This is a genomic window from Parachlamydia sp. AcF125 (genome assembly GCF_018342475.1).
In the GTDB taxonomy this organism is placed as follows: Bacteria; Chlamydiota; Chlamydiia; order Chlamydiales; family Parachlamydiaceae; genus Parachlamydia.
In genome coordinates this window covers 935,570-952,176 of the sequence record NZ_JAEMUD010000001.1, presented here as the reverse complement: position 1 = coordinate 952,176, position 16,607 = coordinate 935,570, and the positions used below count along the sequence as shown (strand labels likewise).

Genomic DNA, 16,607 nt, shown 5'->3' with positions numbered 1-16,607 from the left:
CACGTCTGGAAATACGAGCGACAAGCAAGGCTTAAAGAAATTATCCCTCTATACATATAAGGGGCCATAGAAGCGGATGAAGGAGCGAGTAATCTACAATGCGTACTACTCAGGATTTGAAGAGTTTAAGTCGGCAATTTTTATTTTTTCAATCTTCTATCAACGCTTAGTCCTGAATCTTTGCTAGGCCAATCCTTTAGGAGGCGGGCCAGGGATAAATTTAGGTCAATTGGAGCTCCTGCAGCCAATTACGGCTTGTGCAAAAGCACCAATAGATTGAGAAGGAAAAGAAAAGGCCATAGATTTCCTAATTTAAAAATAAGGTTCAATTGAGTTCTTCATAATTACTTCAAAATAGGCTTGTATATTTTTTAAGAAAAATCTGTCGGGATCTTGACGACGTTCACTGGCTGTATTCTTGAGGTAGAGCTTCTCAGCAACGCTTAAAGCCCCCGCCTCTTCCCAAGGCCTAGGGAGGGCGCCTTTCCCTTCTTTAACCTCTGGGTCTGCACTTTGAGGAGAGAGTTTTATTCTCTCCATCCCTGTTGGTTTTTCCAATTCTTCTGAACTACCTTTTTTCTCAAAGGCTCGAAGAGCCTCTTGTTTTTGCTTAATTTTGTACTCTCTATAAAGATTTTTCCATGCTAATCGCTCTGTCGCAATATATCCCTTCAACACTTTGCTAGTGAAGTCTGGCTTTTGTCTTTTTAACTCAACAAGAGAGGCTGCTTGATCGGAAGAAAGCCCTTTAGCCTCAAGATATTTTACCCTAAATTGGTGGCTTACAAGGATGGCCCATCTTCGAAAATTACCATTGTTTGAACCAATAGCAAAAAGTGCAAAGTTCTTGCCAACGTTCTTGCCTAGGAATATGGGTTCGTGGCGGGAAGGATTGATTTTAGGACCTTCTACCGACAAATTAAGCTTTAGAGAATCACTTAGCATATTAATATAACTATTAATCTTTTTTGTATAATTTCCAAATATTGCCCATCTTTCTTCTACATGGACATCTTTTCCTTCAATTTTTACAATACGAGAGCTCACCTTTCGTGCATTTTCAAAACGGGAACGTGCTATCTCCATTAAACTAAGCAAATTCCCCAATTCTCCCAGTATTAAAACTTTGTCTTTTAGTAAATTAAGGCGTGCTTGCCGCATAAAAAGTTTTGAAGGGTAATTGGAGATTAAGCTTACATCCGCCCCGGCAGAAGAAGTAAGCGTTCTATCAAAAATTTCTAAAAGCTTTTCCTTAGCAGATTGAAGGTGCCCCCTGGTCCAACAAGCTCGCAGCAGATCTTTCTTACTTGGCGTACATTTACGAGTTGCCTCACAGATCGCTTGCTCAAATAAGGCTTGAAAGCGAAAGTGGAATGCAAACTCTTTTTCGCTGAGGGTAATGGAGTCTTTTTCCAGCTTTTCCACGAATTTTCTGTAAGATTTCGATTGGCTGGCTGTAAATTCTTCGATTGTTTGATGAAGCGAGGTAGGGTCTGTCCAGCGAGAATAGACCAAGCTGATAAAACGACCTAAAAAAGGAATGGAAGTGTAGAATTTTCGTCCAATCTTCCATCGCCCTTCTTTTTCTTTGACTAAGATTAAATCCGTTAAATGATAAGACTCTTTAACAGCTTGTGCAAAAGTATCGAGGGGTTGAGTAGAAAATGTCATAGATTCCCTAATTAAAAAATAAAAACTAGATAGCCCATCAACTATTATACTATCTAGCACCTATTTTTTAAATTTAATATTTAATGTAAGTTACAAATTACTATATTGATAAAAAATTTGTTGCAGCCACAACTAAAAAACCTAAAACTTTAATTTCAAATCCTTCAGCAGTAATCGCAGGAATTTTCCTCGGCAAAAGCCTTGATATTGCACCAAATGCTCCTTCGATAAATTTTCTAATATGTTTCAAATTCACAAATTCATGCAAATCCATGGGACGCAAAGAATTCGATTTGGGCTCTGCTATTAACCTTATTTTCTCCACTTTTTCAAGCATGTCTTGATGCTCGTAATCTAAATAAGCAGGATCTGCATAAATTTCTCTGCCTGCAGGTAAATTCCGCTCCATACATATTAAAGTTCTCTGCTTAAAATTTCACTGAGGTTACGCTCTTCTTATCTTAAGATCCACAACATTTGATAATATCTCCATTTTCCCGGGGGAAGAGGCATGACTTTCGATTGTTCAAAGAGTCAAAAATTCGAATTCATCCCTGTGTAAGTGTATTGACTGATAGTGGATATCAAAGGTTGCAGAGATTACATGCTAAGACGCAAATGCCCAAAAAAAGGAGGAAAAAGTATCCGCTCACAAAGGAGGACAAGCAAAATGACCGCCAACTTTCTAGTGAACGTGCGCTTAATGAAAATGTTATCGGCAGCCTGAAGCGGTTTAAGATCATCTCTGATCGCTATAGAAACAGACGGAAGAGGTTCTCTCTCCGTTTTAATTTGATTGCAGGGATTCATAATCTGGAACTAACCCAGTGAATTTCGAAAGAGGTCTATTATCAAATTTTTTTTGCTTCTCCTTTACAGATCTTTGACATTTAATTTTAAGCGTTTTCACCACATCAATCAAATCTGCTTGATCTTTTTTGCCTAAAAATTTTTGATGTTTTTCTGCGAACTTAGCCACTTCCTGGGCAACTTTTAAAGGAGAGGTTTGGACTAGGTGAACTTTAGGGAGAAGGGAAATGAACCACTTTAACCAACGAAATACTTTAGAATCTTGCCTAGAAGATGTTTCTAATTTTGTATTAAGAAAAACACTGTTGTCCGTGCTAATTTCCGTTAATTGCCTTACTTTTGAATAAAAGCTTTCACGGGTTTCATGAAGCTGAAAAGGCATAACATCTCCTCTTTAATTAGTAATGAAGTCTCGGCCAAGCACGAAATTCTAATCTTTTAGGATGTTTGGGGCTTAATATTTTTTGTTAAAATTTTAAGTTTACAATTTTAAATTGTCAATAAAAAAAATAAATAATTTAGATCTTAAAAACTATCTTTGCCTAATTTTCAAAAAAATAAAGTTTAACAATTAGATTAGATATTACAACAATTTTCTATCATCTGGATGAAACCATTTTATGAAAATCGACATTATCGATACTTAGAGAAGAAGAATTGATCTCAGATCTACTACTCTATAAGCTTCATTTCCTTTTAAACTTTAATTGGGATAAGTCGCCTGGCAAGAAATAACGCCTGCTAGACAACCTGTACTGCCAAGACATTCGGAGTTTCCAAATTTTTTTATTTGAGTGGCAGTGTGTTTTCCTTTGAGTTTTTTGAAAGACAGCGATTACTTAAAAAAAGACTTTTCATTACGTCTTCTTTCTTCGAAAAATTTTTTTGTAGTTATGTAAGCGTTATCAATGGCTTCTATCCCTTTTTCATCATCGGGCTTAATGCGGAACTCCGTTGTGGTGATTCCACCAGTACTTATTCTTACAAGCCTTTCTTCATGCTTTTTTGAAAGCATTTGGCGAGTTAGATTTTCAGAATTCATATAAATTTTAGTTAAAACACTTCCAAGAAAAGCGTAAACCGATTCCTTGTCTTCAGATGGAGTAATTTTAGGTTGTTCAAAACAAAAAGCAATTGAACGACGATTGAATTGAGGGATAGCTAACTGAGGATCCATCCATCCTGGCTGCTCGACTCGATCGAAAATTTCTGCAGGTAAATTGAGAAGAATTCCTCCATCTGAGCATTGGTAATTATGATTGGGTATAAGTATACCATCGATCTTTTCTCTCATTGTTTGAAGGGCAATGAGTACAGGATAGGCAGCAGAGGCTACTACAGCATCTGCAATTAGGAAATTTTTCCATTTTTTGTGCTCAGAATTTATATGAAGAAGAGAGGATGTCTTTAGGTCCGTTGTAATTACGTGTAAATGTTTAAATGGTCTGCCCTTAGGATTATATCCTCCACCTTTAATCAAATCCGAAAGCTCCCCGAAAGTGCAATTTGGGATATATGTATATTTTTCTATGAGCAGGTTTAGCCAATTTTTTAATTCCTCTCCATCGGTCCATCCCGTTCTTCTTCCGACTAAAATAGCTAAAGATTTAAGACAAGCGATTCCCAATTTGCCAATAGTAGAGCCCGCTTTTTTAACGATGCCTAAATATTGGATAATACTTTGTTTTTCTTCTTCAGTTGAGACTCGAAACGTTAGTAGGTCAAGTAACTTCGCTAATGAAGTATCTTTCAATGTATTTTCTACTTCGGTTGTTCTCATACCCAGAGAAAGAAAAAGTGCGGATAAGGCTCCTGCGGATGTACCAGCAAACCTCTTTAAATCATCGAAGAAATTCAGCTTTTCTAAAGCTTTAATAACTCCCAGATAAACTAACCCTTTTGCTCCTCCGCCTTGAAATATGCAATTATGGGGAGGGAGCGCAATATAATCTGTTGGAAATTCATCATCGACTTGTTTCTTAGACTTTATATTGAGAAGGAGTTGTGCGGTTACCTCATCACCGCACTGGCTAGGCGCATTATTATAGCAATCTTGAGCACTTTCATCAGCGCCTTTTTTGCTTAAAAAACGAATAACGTCTCTATTGTTTTTCTCTGCAGCATAATGCATTGCTGTTCTTCCCTTGCTATCCCTGGCTTCTAGCAGAGCTCCCGCGTCTAATAGTATTTTTGAAGATTGAATGTCTCCCAATGAGGCAGCAAGCATTAATGGAGTTCTCCCATCCCGATCTTCATTTTCAACAAGAGGTAAGGTTTTCTTTCGATATTTTGTTAGTAAATGCTGCAACATTTCCGGTTGATTTGCCCAAATAGTTAAATGCAAAAGATTACCTACAGGATTTGTTTCTTGCAAAAAATTAATTTTATTTAACCTTTGCATCTTTTGCAAAGTTTCAACTAATTGATCTAGGCACTCTATGGCTCCCTTATAAACGGCAAAAGAAAAGGCATTTAGGCGAAATTTGTCATGGATAAAATAATGATTAGGAAGGTTGCCATATTGCAAACAGACATTTACGAAGGCTTTTTGTCTTCCTTCAATAGCGCTAATAAGTAGGTTGGCACCCCTAGAATCGAGCGCATTTACTTGAGCCAATTCGGTATCCCCAAATAAAATGGGTACTAACTTATGATGTCCTCCTCTTACAACCTCATGTATAGCACGGTTTGAATCACGACCAACTAGCGTTTCATACAATTTTTTGGCTGCAATTTTCTTTATAATTTCGTCATTTCTTGTCCTTAAAAAATGCATGATGACAGATTGTTCTGCTTCTTCCATGCATGCAGAAATTTTACTTTTATATTGCGAAAGTATACCCCAATCTTCCTCTTTGCAGGCTTTTAAGATTAAAGAATAGGAGCGTTCATGCAATTCTCTAGCTCTTTCATTTGAAGAGTTAGCTCCGAAACTATGCTGAAAAAGACCTGTGAGAGTAGCGCCTTGAAAATTTACAGATAGTGCTTCATTTTGCTCATTATCCCCTAATCCTTCTAAAGAAACCGCCGTTATATCTGTGCTTGAACATATCATAACTACTCCTTCCAAATTTCGACTAAAATTATTAAAATTACTTTACAATAAAAAATATGTAAACAAAATTCACCTGTACCGTTTGTGAATGAAAGTTTTTCTTCCGAAAAATATTCCTTGCATTCAAAAGGAGGGCATGAATTCTTTAACAGAAGAAGAAAGATTGCAGCTACATGCTCAGCATAAAAAAAAACGTGATAAACGCATCTGTGATAGAATCAAGGCTGTGCTCCTTTATGGCAAGGGTTGGACTTTTCAGGAAATTGCCGAGGTCTTATTGCTGCCTAATGAAGCCATTCGCAATTATACTGACAAATATAGAGCTTTGAAAAAATTGCGCCCGAAGAGTGGCAGTTCCGTAGAAAAACTCTCTTCTAACCAATCCAGGCAACTTGAGGATCATCTGCAAGCGCACGCCCATCTCTACGTCAAGGATATCGTCGCTTATATCCAGCTAACTTTTAAGATAACATATACCATTCGCGGCATAAGAAATGGACTTCAGCGGCACGGCTTTTCTTACAAAAAACTAGCTATTGAGCCAGGAAATGCCGATCAGCAACAACAAAAAGAGTAAATAGCCGAGTATCAAAAGCTTAACGAAAAATTTCCAGCCGATGAAACCATCTGTTTCATGACAGAGGTATTTCAAAAGTTGTGGACCTTAAGATAAGAAAGTGTTTCAAAGACTCATTTTTACATTTGTTTAAGTAATTTTCTTTAGAGTAGTCACAGCCATGGCTGCATATAGATATGATTCGCTGCCCTCTGGCAAATGTTCATAATCTTTACTCAACCGTCTATGCTTAGAGATCCAAGCGAGTGTGCGCTCTACCACCCATCGCCTAGGCTGAATGCGCGAAAGGAGGGTTGAGAACGCAAATAGGCTAGGGCTTCAGCAAGACAATCCTGATGAACCCGCATTTAAAAGACGGTAGACCTCGTTGCGGCGATAAGCTAAATCGCCATAAATAAGTTTTAGCGTAGGAAGGATAGGCCTTTTTTTGGATAAGTTCGATTAGACTAAGGCCGTCTTTTGCGCTTGCTGCATTGACTAAGGCTCCTATTAGGTTTCCTTGTGTATCCACCAAAAGATGCCTTTTTCTTCCCTTAATTTTCTTGGTTCCGTCATAGCCTTTGAGCCCCCCTTTTTCTGTCGTTTTGACAGATTGACTATCGACAATGGCTGCAGTGGGAGCCTCTTTTCTACCGGTCTTGAGGCGCCTTATTTGGGTAGGCCTGCTATTCGTCTGCTCCATGGGATAAGAGAAAGCAAGCTATCTTGGAAAGAAGCCTTGCAGGATTTAAAGCGACGTGGATTGCAGCAGGCACCTCATCTAGCTGTGAGCGATGGCGCTTTAGGATTTTGGGCAGCCATGGAAAAAGAATTTCCAAAACTCGCGAGCAAAGATGCTGGGTGCATAAAACAGCAAATATTTTAGATAAAATGCCAGAAAGTGCCCAAATCAATGCCAAGAAGATGATCCACGAGACTTATATAGCCCCTATGCTAAGGAGAAAGGATTTAAAGCATTTGAGGCCTTTGTGTGTCTTTATGAGGCTAAATATCCAAAAGCTTGCGAACGTCTGATGAAAGACAAAGAAGCTTTAATGGCTTTTTATGATTTCCCAGCGATGCACTGGGGGCATATTGGCACGGCTAATCCTATAGAATCGACTTTTGCCAAAATCAGGCATCGGACAAAGCAAACCAAGGGATGTGGATCTAGGATTTGTACGCTTACTATGGTATACAAGTTAGCTACAACTGCTGAAAAACATTGGAGAAGACTTAGAAGACATGAATTAATAGAAAAGGTTATAAATGGAACCAAGTTTAAGGATGGCGGAGAAGTCAAAGAAAAAGAGCAGGTAGCATAGAAATTTCAAGAAATCGGGGAACGCTCATCCACCACATCTGAGAATATCTTCCAAAGAGGGTTTATGGTCTATTACCACTACAGTACTAGCTATGCTTTGGTCGCTTTGACTGGTATTCAACCTCTCTCCAAAGTTCAGCTAAGGGGTATTGAGGGTGGTACTCCGGGTTTTGAGGGGATTGGTCATTTAAGCGTTTTCTCTCCTCCTTAACTTTTTTAGCAGCTCTTGTTCTTCTATTGATTTAGTAAAGAATGAACTGCAATTCTTATGTGATGATTTAAGCAATAATTCCAATCTAAGAAAAAATCACTCGCATCCCCATTCTATTCTATACACATTACCCATTTTAATTTTTAGTACACGCTCTTGGTCGATTAACTTTCCTTCTTTACCTTTCCCTTTAATTAGTGGTTTTCCCCTCATAAAATCATTTAATTGCTTTTCTGCAGGATTTTTTGGATTAATCCGTATACCTACAACGCGGTTGTTAAAATGATAGTCACTCTCAAAAGGGTCTTCAAAACAATTAAATAAATATTTTTTTTGGTCAAACATTTGAATTGCAGGATTTATAAATCCCCATCCTCCTATACAAAAAAATTTTGAATTAAAGACACACTGATTCTTTTTTTTTCTTAGATTTTGGATGCTTATAAAAAATGGAAAGGCAATACCTGCAACCACTGCATCAGCAATAAGTAAATTTTTCCATTTTTTTTCTTCGGAATTAATTTGCAAGACTTGCATGTCCTTAGCTTCGAAAACCATAATATGTAAATGCTTGAAAGATTCGTTTGTGTGAGTATTTTTTGATTGTGAATAAACTAATTCGGCTAATTCTCCAAATGTGCAATGAGTTTTTTCTGTATACTTGCCAATAAGTTGGTCAATTTGATCGCGCAGCTTAATGCCATCGTTAACATTCTTTAAATTACTTAAAAAAGACCAGATTGGTCTGATTGGATGCGTGGTGGTAAACGTTCCGAGCTTTTTTTGAATATCGCAAATTTTTTTCTCCGGTAATTGTTTGATTGATAGATCCGCAAGCCTTATGTCAATTTTAGAGATGTCCTCACCTATTGCCAAAATTGTTGCTGCCAATGCTCCATGAAAAACGCCCCCTATTCTTTTGAGGTTTTTCGATATCTTAAAAAAATTTTCTAATGCATTCATAATGTCTGAAGAGAGGGCGGGCGGCGCGGACATGCAACTTTGAAAAACAAAACTCTCGGGCGGCAAATCACCGTAATCAAGGGGATTGTAAGGATTAACTTTTTGGTAATCAGATAAATTTTCAAGAAGAACTTTAATCTTTTTCTTATACTCTAAATCCCTTGTTTCTTTGTAAAGCCTCTTAGCAATCATTAGGGGTGTTTTCCCACGAAGACCAATTGAATTCACATCCATTCCGCGCTTATGTAAAAACTTAATTGCCTCCGATTGCTTGCCCATAACTGCATAATGCATCGCATTATACCCCTTCTCATCTTCTGCCAAAAGGCTAGCTCCGGCGTATATTAGGGCTTCAAGCATCCTAACTTTTCCGTAGTATGCGGCTAGTATAAAAGGAGTTCGCTCCTCCTGGTCGCAAGTTTCAATTAATTTTTTTGTGAATTTGTAATACTTTGTTAATAAATGCTCAAGCATATGGGCTTGATCCGCATGAATCGCTAGATGCAAGACGGTCCCAATGTTTTCAATTTGCCCGGAAAAATCGATTGGAAAAGAGGATTTCAAAACTTTTAAGCTTTGAATAAGCTTATCTAAACATTCTGTAGATCCTTTATAAATAGCAAAAGAAAGGGAGTTCAAGCGAAATCCCATATAACTAAAATATTGCTTGGGATTATTTCCATATCCCAAACAGTCTGTTATCAAATCTGTTTGATCACCCTCAATGGCACTCAGAAGCAAATTGGCCCCTCTTTCATCAAGCGCATTCACGTGAGCAAGGTCTTCAGCCAATAAAAGATGCAATAAATCCCGAAATCCCTCTCTTACCACTGTATGGGTTACCTGGTTTTCTTCTGTACCAATTAGGGCTTTAAATAATTTATTTTTCACGATTTTTTTAACAAGTTCAATCTTTCCGCTTCTTATGAAATGCATAATAACAGATTGATCTGCTGTTTTCAGGAAGCCAAAAATCTCATTTTTATTTTGTGAAAGAATGTTCCATTTTTCGCTTTCACATACTTCTACGATTAAAGTAAAAAAACGATTGCGTAGTTCTGAAGCACTTTTATCTGAAAAATGCATTCTAAAAACTCTTCTAGCTAGGTCTGCTAAGGTTGGCGCTCTACGGCTTACAAATGTCCTGTTATTTGTTGCTTCCCCACTTAACCCTGTTAAAGTGTAAGCTGATTGATTTACGTTTAAACCGATCATGACAAATCCTTGTTAATTTTTTTTTGATGCTTAAACTAGTCTGCTTCGAAAATTAAGTAAAGAAAAAATTAAGTTAACCATTCAAAATAAAGTAAAAATTTCCAAATTCCTACCATGGGGTTACCAGCCATGGACAAAGCGTTTGCGAAGCACTGCGCCTGGGATAATGGCCTTACTGGCAGCTTTCAGGGCTTTCATGGCATAACTCATACCCCTCGTTTTCCACTGATAATGAGAACTTGGTCTACCAACGTGTAAGCAATAGCAGCGGCTACTAAGTCTATACCGATTAAACCAGCTCCAACTCCCATCCTGAAAATGGCAATGGCTATCGATAAAACAGTGGAGATGAGGTCTAAGAACTTCATAATCGAATTGAAAACTCCCAGACCGGGCTTACCCGATCTACTTTGGCTCTTCAGCTCCTCTTTTTGCTTTTCTAGTTTGTTCAGATGGATATCGAGCTCGGCTTTTCCTAAGTCTTTGGATTTAATGGCAGCCTGATTTTGGATGAGGTAAATCTCTTGCTGCAGCTGAGTTAAAGCATTGCTGATAACTTTCATGAAGTCCAAAATCTCGGCTTTCATGGGAACATTCGGCAAATGTAGAGCCAAGGTTTTCGCATTGGAAATCATCTCTTGGGCCGTGCTAATGGCATTTGTTCCCACTTTAGCTGAAAAGGCATCCAACATAGCATTTTGACTCGAGTTGCCTACCGCTGGCTTCCATCCGGCAGGGAATCCATACTCGCTATTTAAGCCTCCTAAAATCATGCTTTCTAACTGGGCATTGACATCGCGTAGATTACCTGCGGCGCTATCACCTTGGTTGTAGTGAGCTTACTTTAATTGAGCAAGCTGCTGAGGAGTCATATTTTGAGGGTTTTGTAAAATTGACTTATTTGCGGCAATACGGTACCTTATAAGAAAGGAGGGCTTTGTTATGAAACAGCAACATTCTAAGCAGAATACAGTTCGTTTGACAGTTGATTTTCCTGCAGATCAACACACCTATCTCAAAATGCTAGCGGCCAAACAAGGAGTTAGCTTAAGACAATTCGTGATAGACCATTTACCTAGCCTCAAAAAAGATAAAAAAACGCACAAGGATATTGAGCTAGATGAATTTGATGAATTATTAAAAGGTTTGCTCAATGAGAAAGCGGACGTACTAAAAAGATTGTCTAAAAAATGATTAAATATCTGACCTTAGAAGAAATTCTCAAGATGCACGCTATATTTATCAAAAGCGTCAGATTAAGTCTTGTCTATTACACAAAAAAAAATAACCTTTCCGCCTAGGGATAAACTATTGAATTCTCCTAAAGATAATCAAGCTTTTTCTTAAAATCGTCTTGAGGTAAGAACATTCAGGAGAAATTGGTCTGCTTTACTTTGTTTTTCTTTATACTTCACTCTCTTCTTCGAATTCTTGAATCCATGCTAACATTTCTTGGTCCTTGGAATCCTGGATGTATTTTCTAAGTTTTTGATACTGTTCTTCCTCAGCCTCTTCAAGCCATGCCTTCACCAACTTTTCCCTAAGATCAATAAAATCCTCTGATTCTAAGACTTCCGCAATGCGAACAGGGTCATCTAAAATATAAGAATTAATAGGTGCAATACACGTTAACACTTCTGGGTCACCAGAATTATAGACGTATAGCAAGAGATTTTGATACTGGGTGCCATGGAGCTGATCCATCCACCCATCCACCAACTCTTTCCTAAGGTGAGTAAAGGCGTCTGATTCCAAGACCTCCTCAATGCGATCAGGGTCATCTAAAATATAAGAGGCGAGTCCTTCAATCATTTCAAAATCGACATTGTTAATAGCATATTCCAATTCTGTTTCCGAATCCCAATAATCCCAATCAGGCGCATATTCAGATAATTGAGCCCGATGCTCAATCAATGTCATCAAATCTTCAACAATTTCTCGACTGTCCTCATTGAGTTCATCCATTCCTTGGTTGTAGCCAAAATTGAGAAGCTCAATTAACCCTATCACGAAGTTTTCCATCTCTTCTTGTTGTGCGTCGGGGAGCTCCTCTAAAATATCGGCGACTCCTACTTCTGCTGAATGAAAACATCTTATAGATAAGTCACCGTGATGCTCTAAGAACAGTTTCACCATTTGTAGATCTAAGCGAGCAACAGCAATATGCAAAGGGGTCAATCCTGCTTCATTTAATCTATTAGGACCTGCATCTTTTTGTAAAAGTAGCTCTGCCAGTTGGATATTTCCGGTATAAGCCACATTATGGAGAGGGGTTTCGCCCCAATTGTCAGGCCTATCAACCAAGGCACCTTTCGCAAGCAAAAGCCTCACCACCTCTATTGCTTCCTTTAAGATACCTAAATGCAAAAGTGTTTCGTTGTACTCATTGCAAAGGTTGAGCATCTGCGGTTCTTCATATTGTTCCAATAGTATGGATAAACACTCTCTGCGATTTAACAAAACGGCTTGATGTAGGTACGAATCATTATGGGGAAGAGGTTGAAAGCGAGGATTAGTAATCCAATCCCCTTCGTCGTCATCTACATAATAAGGCTCCTCATAAAAGCCAGCGGACCAATATTTAGCTATATGCCCGCAAAACTTTTCTATAGGCGATTCCTCTAGCTCACTGTAGCTGAAGCTATCCGAATCACTATTGTCTCCACTTGTGACTCTTTCGATAGAACTTTCTGACGACTCATCCGAAGAACTTTCTTCAGGGTTATAAGAGGGATCCTGCCCATGGTGAGTATAGTAAGCTGAGTCAGACAAAAGGGCTGGTCTTGATTTCCGGTGATGAGCAGGCTCGCCTAGCTTAAAAAGTGCTTTAAGCGCTTCTGGGCTATTATAAAAAATCGCCAGCATTACAGTAGAGCTTCCTGAAGGGTTCTGCATGGGCGCTTCATTCTTGTATTTGAGAAGTTTACTTAACAACTGCTTGTCTTCAGCCGCAATAACCATGGCTATAATAGACCCAAAAACAGGTGTATTGGAAAGCTTTTCTGCATGCTTCAAGAGATTTGGCACTAATTTCTCTTTATGAATGGTGAACCATTTTGCCAAAACAGCAATGGGACTATTAAACTTAAGAAAATTAGGAAGCTTTTCCCAAAACTTCAGTGTCGTTTCCTTAATACAAGATGCTTTCCACTCATCAAACCAAAAAGCCATTAAACCATGCTCAAAAAATAAATCATGACTAAAGACATATTTATCATCTTTACCCACCACAATAGAGGTTTGCTTCAATGCCTCAACTTGCGTAGGCTTCCGAGATTGAGCTAATTTAACTGCCAAATGCTTCCAGGCGATTTGCCTCTCTTTAGCAACCTCTTTGCTTCGCCCCTTCACTACTTGCTTTATTAGTTGAGCTTCTAAAGTGATATTTTTAGCATTTATGAGGCGCACAAATTTGCCTGGATCCTGGGAAATCACTTCAAGAATAAATTTTAAGTAAAAGGGGACTGTAGCAAGCTCCATGAGAGGGAGAACCTCTTGGTACGGTTTCAATTTAGGAAACGCCTGGAGTAGAGTATTTAGGGGTAAAGGCTTCACTGGAACTAGATGGCTTACCGGTTCAATAGCAAGCTCATGGTATGCATCAGGAGTTAATGTCAAAATAACTGTAAGGCCTGACTCCAAAAGGGAGCCAATGACATACCGGACCTCATTGCTAGAGAGAGATAGCAAAGCTTCTGCGCTATCGAGCACAATCAAACGCAGCATTTTTAATTTTGATACATCCAGAACCTTCTTCTTAAGTTCAGGATCTTTAATCAATGCGTCTGCTGCGAGAAAAAGATAATTTAGGGAGAAACGGTTCGTTAGGGCTTGTTTGACCAACCCAGATTTCCCTATACCCTTGTCTCCAACCACCATTACCAACCCTGGCTTACACATAGCGCGTTCTAAATCGTCTAGCTCTTCCCTTTTAATAGTTTTTTCTTCACAGGTATCAGAAATATTCCATAGCGTTGCTTGAGATCTTCCCTGTAACACTACTGGATCATGATATCGGATTTGGCTGTCATTTATTAAGCTTATCATTACCTCATCTGTTAACGTGGGTGTTCTCCGAGACCCTACATGATTGTGTCGAAACCATTCTCCTATCGCATAGTATAAATTAATAAATAATTGCGCTGGTGGGGCTTTTTCAGAATTTGCATTATGAAGGCTTGATAGGTTCTCAATAATAGATTTGATTAAATGAACGAAATCTTTTTTACCCACTTTGAATCGAAATGAACGCAAAAACTGCTGGAATAAGGCTTCATCACGTTTTTTTACAATTTCTAGATGCAGTTTTTCAGTTTCCAAATAGCTCCATGCTTGCTCCCTCATAAGGACATAAAAATCTTTGCCCTTATTGATCCTACCCCCTAGCTTAACAGATTTTTTTCCATTCATAAATTTATCGCAAAAAACCCCCTCTTCAACGCATTGCTCTAAAATATGATCTAAACCTGAATTGGAATAGATGATGCTTTCCCGGTCCTCATCGTTAAGCTCGGAGTATTTCTTTTTCAAATTCAACCAGCCATCAAAAAATTTTCCTATATGCATTTTTGCATTCTTGCTGCTCTTTTTTATTGTTTTACCATTCTCTTTATTGACAAAAAGGTCAGCTGAAATGCTTTTCTTATAGTATTTAACCTGAAATGCTTGCAATTTACATTTACCGCCTTTCTCATCCTTGATGACAAGTTTAATATCATCTAAATTGCCATGATCTTTTTCCTCAAACGTAGCTTCAAATGGCTTATTTTGTACTAACAGCTTCGCTATTTTAGCTAACAACACTAATAACTGATAATCTATTCCAAGATAGCCTGCCTGCAAGAGGGACTCCATTTCAAAATCTTCAGGTTTACTTGATGAGAGCATTCTATTCAGGACGTCACTTACTGTTAAAGGCATGCTCGGTTTATCAACTAATACCTTTTTATTTAGCGACGGTATCCCCTCGCCCCCATCACCTCTCCGTGAAGGCATATCTAATTCAGGAGCCAACTTCTTAAGCCCAGAAAAGTGATCGATACCGTTATGAGAAATCGGAATAGTCGGCCCTGATCGTTTTTTTGTCACCCGCGAACCGTCTTGTAGGAATACTTGAATGTTCATATGAAATAATTCGTTGATGACATCAATAGTCGTCTTAAAATTTTCGCCTTTAAGCCTACGAGAAAAAGGAATATAGCCGCGTGCTTGGTTGAGATAATGTTCCACGTAGCCTCTATAAATGGATTCCTGAGAACAATATTCAATAATTTCCTCATCCGCCTGCAACATGACTAGATGCTCGCTGCGAAGCTTTTGTGCTAATAATGAACTCGGCTTCATTTTTTCTAATAAGCCTGCTAGTTCGATAGGGCCTTTGCCCTTAGTAGCCTCTTCTCCTAAGAGCGCGCGAGCCTGAATAATAGATGGCTTCAGTTGATTTTCACTCTTAGTAAGTTGACCGATTAGTTTGCCAAAATCTTCTTGGTAGAGGCTCATAAAGGCTTGCTGCTCAGCAGGATCTTCATGCCCTCTTGTACAACCCAGGTAAAGAAATTGGCGAATTTCGGACGCAAATGCCTTTCTCACCTCATCATTTGGGGCTTTTTCATTTAAAGTGCGTATCAAGCTACCCCGATTCAAGTCTTTTCTATTCACTGCATGAAAGAAACAATCGCGGTCGCCTCTTACCTCTCGGAACGTGTAAGTAACCTCTTTTCCCTGTGATAAACGCTTAAATTGGCGTCCTTGGGATGATCCCTCGATACGGGGAGCAGCAGAGGAAGACTTTGCCTGTGAACATTTCTTGTACTCCTCGGCTTGTAATTGCCAGGCTAATAGATAGTCTCCCATGAATGACATATTAGTACCTTTTTATGAAAATTATTTGCCAGTCTAACACATTTTAGAAAGGCATGATCACCCAAACAAATTATTATTTCAAGCATTTATTAAATAAATTTATTGTTTTGTTATTTTCTTTAAAAATTTCCGGTCTGGTTAAAATACATACTGTAATGGCTTATTGCATAAATACCCAATAAGAGGGCTTAACTAGCTAGCATAAAGAAGAAGTTTCTGGAAAAATAATAAGGTAGACTAGCAGCTCAGCCATGGCAGCGGCAGAGCTGTGTCATATCTCAATATTGTAAAAAGCTAGCCAAATATAACCAATCTCTCATCCAGCATAGAAGCACTCCTTTTTGGTTTTCAGGCGTTAATATGCAGTTGTGGCATACAGCTAATCATGCATGTAAAAAGGCAACCTCAAATATATTCGCATGAGGCCATCCTTTGCACCTTGTTAATCAGGACAATTTACCGTGTGCCTCTAAGAACTTTGCAAGGATTTCTGCTTTCGATCACCAGCTGATGGATCGGGAACAGAGTCACTTACTCACCGTCCAAGGACATCCCATCATTCACAAAGATCCAGCCGATGCGGCTAGGATAAAAGCAAAATGAGGAGGTAAAAAAATCGCAGAATGAAGCGGTGATGAAAAAGCCAGAAAGTTATAAAGAGCCTCTACTGCGATCGTGAAAACAGCGTAGGCTATTTGAGATAAACCGTTTGGAAAGGTCTTTTTTTTACCTAGAAGGGACTAGGCCAAAAAGAATAAATGAGTGTTGCGAAATGCCTTAAAGGCGATTTAATCTTTCCTTCTTTCTTTAAAAAAGTACGTTGTCGTGTTTTCTGGGTAACTACAAAAATCCTTTCATAAAGGCCTTCCACCAAGGCCTCTTTTCTTAAGCAACAGCTAAGAACGATTAAAAAAACAGCCATTTAGAAAAAACTCGAAAA

General features: G+C 38.5%; 11 protein-coding genes and 4 pseudogenes. 6 read left to right on the top strand and 9 right to left on the bottom strand.

Annotated elements, in window-relative coordinates; all coding sequences use genetic code 11:
• Nucleotides 1–312: 312 nt before the first annotated feature.
• Nucleotides 313–1,671, bottom strand: coding sequence for a hypothetical protein (locus PARA125_RS03725; protein WP_213157363.1), 1,359 nt, complete (start codon nt 1,669–1,671; stop codon nt 313–315).
• Nucleotides 1,672–1,771: 100 nt separating this feature from the next.
• Nucleotides 1,772–2,080 (bottom strand): annotated as a pseudogene (locus PARA125_RS03720) (IS982-like element ISPasp3 family transposase); the annotation flags it as partial.
• 68 nt (nt 2,081–2,148) lie between these two features.
• Here PARA125_RS03720 and PARA125_RS03715 point away from each other — a divergent pair.
• Nucleotides 2,149–2,502: pseudogene (locus PARA125_RS03715) on the top strand (transposase family protein); the annotation flags it as partial.
• Here PARA125_RS03715 and PARA125_RS03710 read toward each other — a convergent pair.
• A complete protein-coding gene (locus PARA125_RS03710; protein WP_213157361.1) occupies nt 2,459–2,863 on the bottom strand; it encodes a hypothetical protein in 405 nt (134 codons plus the stop codon). The pseudogene PARA125_RS03715 and the gene PARA125_RS03710 overlap by 44 nt on opposite strands.
• 453 nt (nt 2,864–3,316) lie before the next feature.
• Nucleotides 3,317–5,284 carry a patatin-like phospholipase family protein gene (locus tag PARA125_RS03705; RefSeq protein ID WP_249274153.1) on the bottom strand — a complete coding sequence of 656 codons (1,968 nt, stop codon included), beginning with the start codon at nt 5,282–5,284 and terminating at the stop codon, nt 3,317–3,319.
• Between the two features lie 388 nt (nt 5,285–5,672).
• On the opposite strand from PARA125_RS03705, the gene PARA125_RS03700 reads away from it, so the two are divergent.
• Nucleotides 5,673–6,113: a helix-turn-helix domain-containing protein gene (locus tag PARA125_RS03700; protein WP_213157360.1), complete on the top strand. Its 441-nt coding sequence runs from the start codon at nt 5,673–5,675 to the stop codon at nt 6,111–6,113.
• 129 nt (nt 6,114–6,242) lie between these two features.
• Here PARA125_RS03700 and PARA125_RS03695 read toward each other — a convergent pair whose 3' ends face one another.
• Together PARA125_RS03695 and PARA125_RS10065 are read right to left on the bottom strand one after the other, a co-directional pair.
• Nucleotides 6,243–6,392: a transposase gene (locus PARA125_RS03695; protein ID WP_502920491.1), complete on the bottom strand. Its 150-nt coding sequence runs from the start codon at nt 6,390–6,392 to the stop codon at nt 6,243–6,245.
• Nucleotides 6,393–6,593: 201 nt separating this feature from the next.
• Nucleotides 6,594–6,726: pseudogene (locus PARA125_RS10065) on the bottom strand (transposase); the annotation flags it as partial.
• Between the two features lie 69 nt (nt 6,727–6,795).
• On the opposite strand from PARA125_RS10065, the pseudogene PARA125_RS09730 reads away from it, so the two are divergent.
• Together PARA125_RS09730 and PARA125_RS03675 are read left to right on the top strand one after the other, a co-directional pair.
• Nucleotides 6,796–7,417: pseudogene (locus PARA125_RS09730) on the top strand (IS256 family transposase); the annotation flags it as partial.
• A gap of 63 nt (nt 7,418–7,480) precedes the next feature.
• Complete coding sequence (locus PARA125_RS03675; RefSeq protein ID WP_213157356.1) at nt 7,481–7,627, top strand: hypothetical protein; 147 nt, start codon at nt 7,481–7,483, stop codon at nt 7,625–7,627.
• A 96-nt stretch (nt 7,628–7,723) separates the two neighbouring features.
• Here the strand turns inward: PARA125_RS03675 and PARA125_RS03670 are convergent, their stop codons facing one another.
• Together PARA125_RS03670 and PARA125_RS03665 are read right to left on the bottom strand one after the other, a co-directional pair.
• Nucleotides 7,724–9,805 (bottom strand): ankyrin repeat domain-containing protein, encoded by a 2,082-nt coding sequence (locus PARA125_RS03670; protein WP_213157355.1) that lies wholly within the window; start codon nt 9,803–9,805, stop codon nt 7,724–7,726.
• Between the two features lie 206 nt (nt 9,806–10,011).
• Nucleotides 10,012–10,578: a hypothetical protein gene (locus PARA125_RS03665; RefSeq protein ID WP_213157354.1), complete on the bottom strand. Its 567-nt coding sequence runs from the start codon at nt 10,576–10,578 to the stop codon at nt 10,012–10,014.
• Nucleotides 10,579–10,747: 169 nt separating this feature from the next.
• Between PARA125_RS03665 and PARA125_RS03660 the strand changes: the two genes are divergently transcribed.
• Nucleotides 10,748–10,999 carry a type II TA system antitoxin, ParD family gene (locus tag PARA125_RS03660; RefSeq protein ID WP_213157353.1) on the top strand — a complete coding sequence of 84 codons (252 nt, stop codon included), beginning with the start codon at nt 10,748–10,750 and terminating at the stop codon, nt 10,997–10,999.
• Between the two features lie 210 nt (nt 11,000–11,209).
• Here PARA125_RS03660 and PARA125_RS03655 read toward each other — a convergent pair whose 3' ends face one another.
• Nucleotides 11,210–15,667 (bottom strand): ankyrin repeat domain-containing protein, encoded by a 4,458-nt coding sequence (locus PARA125_RS03655; RefSeq protein WP_213157352.1) that lies wholly within the window; start codon nt 15,665–15,667, stop codon nt 11,210–11,212.
• A gap of 432 nt (nt 15,668–16,099) precedes the next feature.
• Between PARA125_RS03655 and PARA125_RS09725 the strand changes: the two genes are divergently transcribed.
• Nucleotides 16,100–16,270, top strand: coding sequence for a hypothetical protein (locus PARA125_RS09725; RefSeq protein ID WP_249274152.1), 171 nt, complete (start codon nt 16,100–16,102; stop codon nt 16,268–16,270).
• Nucleotides 16,271–16,607: the final 337 nt, after the last annotated feature.

Bases quoted from the DNA above. Each gene is read 5' to 3' on its own strand.
- PARA125_RS03725 (WP_213157363.1), bottom strand. From the start codon at position 1,671: ATGACATTTTCTACTCAACCCCTCGATACTTTTGCACAAGCTGTTAAA.
- PARA125_RS03710 (WP_213157361.1), bottom strand. From the start codon at position 2,863: ATGCCTTTTCAGCTTCATGAAACCCGTGAAAGCTTTTATTCAAAAGTA.
- PARA125_RS03705 (WP_249274153.1), bottom strand. From the start codon at position 5,284: ATGGAAGAAGCAGAACAATCTGTCATCATGCATTTTTTAAGGACAAGA.
- PARA125_RS03700 (WP_213157360.1), top strand. From the start codon at position 5,673: ATGAATTCTTTAACAGAAGAAGAAAGATTGCAGCTACATGCTCAGCAT.
- PARA125_RS03675 (WP_213157356.1), top strand. From the start codon at position 7,481: ATGGTCTATTACCACTACAGTACTAGCTATGCTTTGGTCGCTTTGACT.
- PARA125_RS03670 (WP_213157355.1), bottom strand. From the start codon at position 9,805: ATGATCGGTTTAAACGTAAATCAATCAGCTTACACTTTAACAGGGTTA.
- PARA125_RS03665 (WP_213157354.1), bottom strand. From the start codon at position 10,578: ATGATTTTAGGAGGCTTAAATAGCGAGTATGGATTCCCTGCCGGATGG.
- PARA125_RS03660 (WP_213157353.1), top strand. From the start codon at position 10,748: ATGAAACAGCAACATTCTAAGCAGAATACAGTTCGTTTGACAGTTGAT.
- PARA125_RS03655 (WP_213157352.1), bottom strand. From the start codon at position 15,667: ATGTCATTCATGGGAGACTATCTATTAGCCTGGCAATTACAAGCCGAG.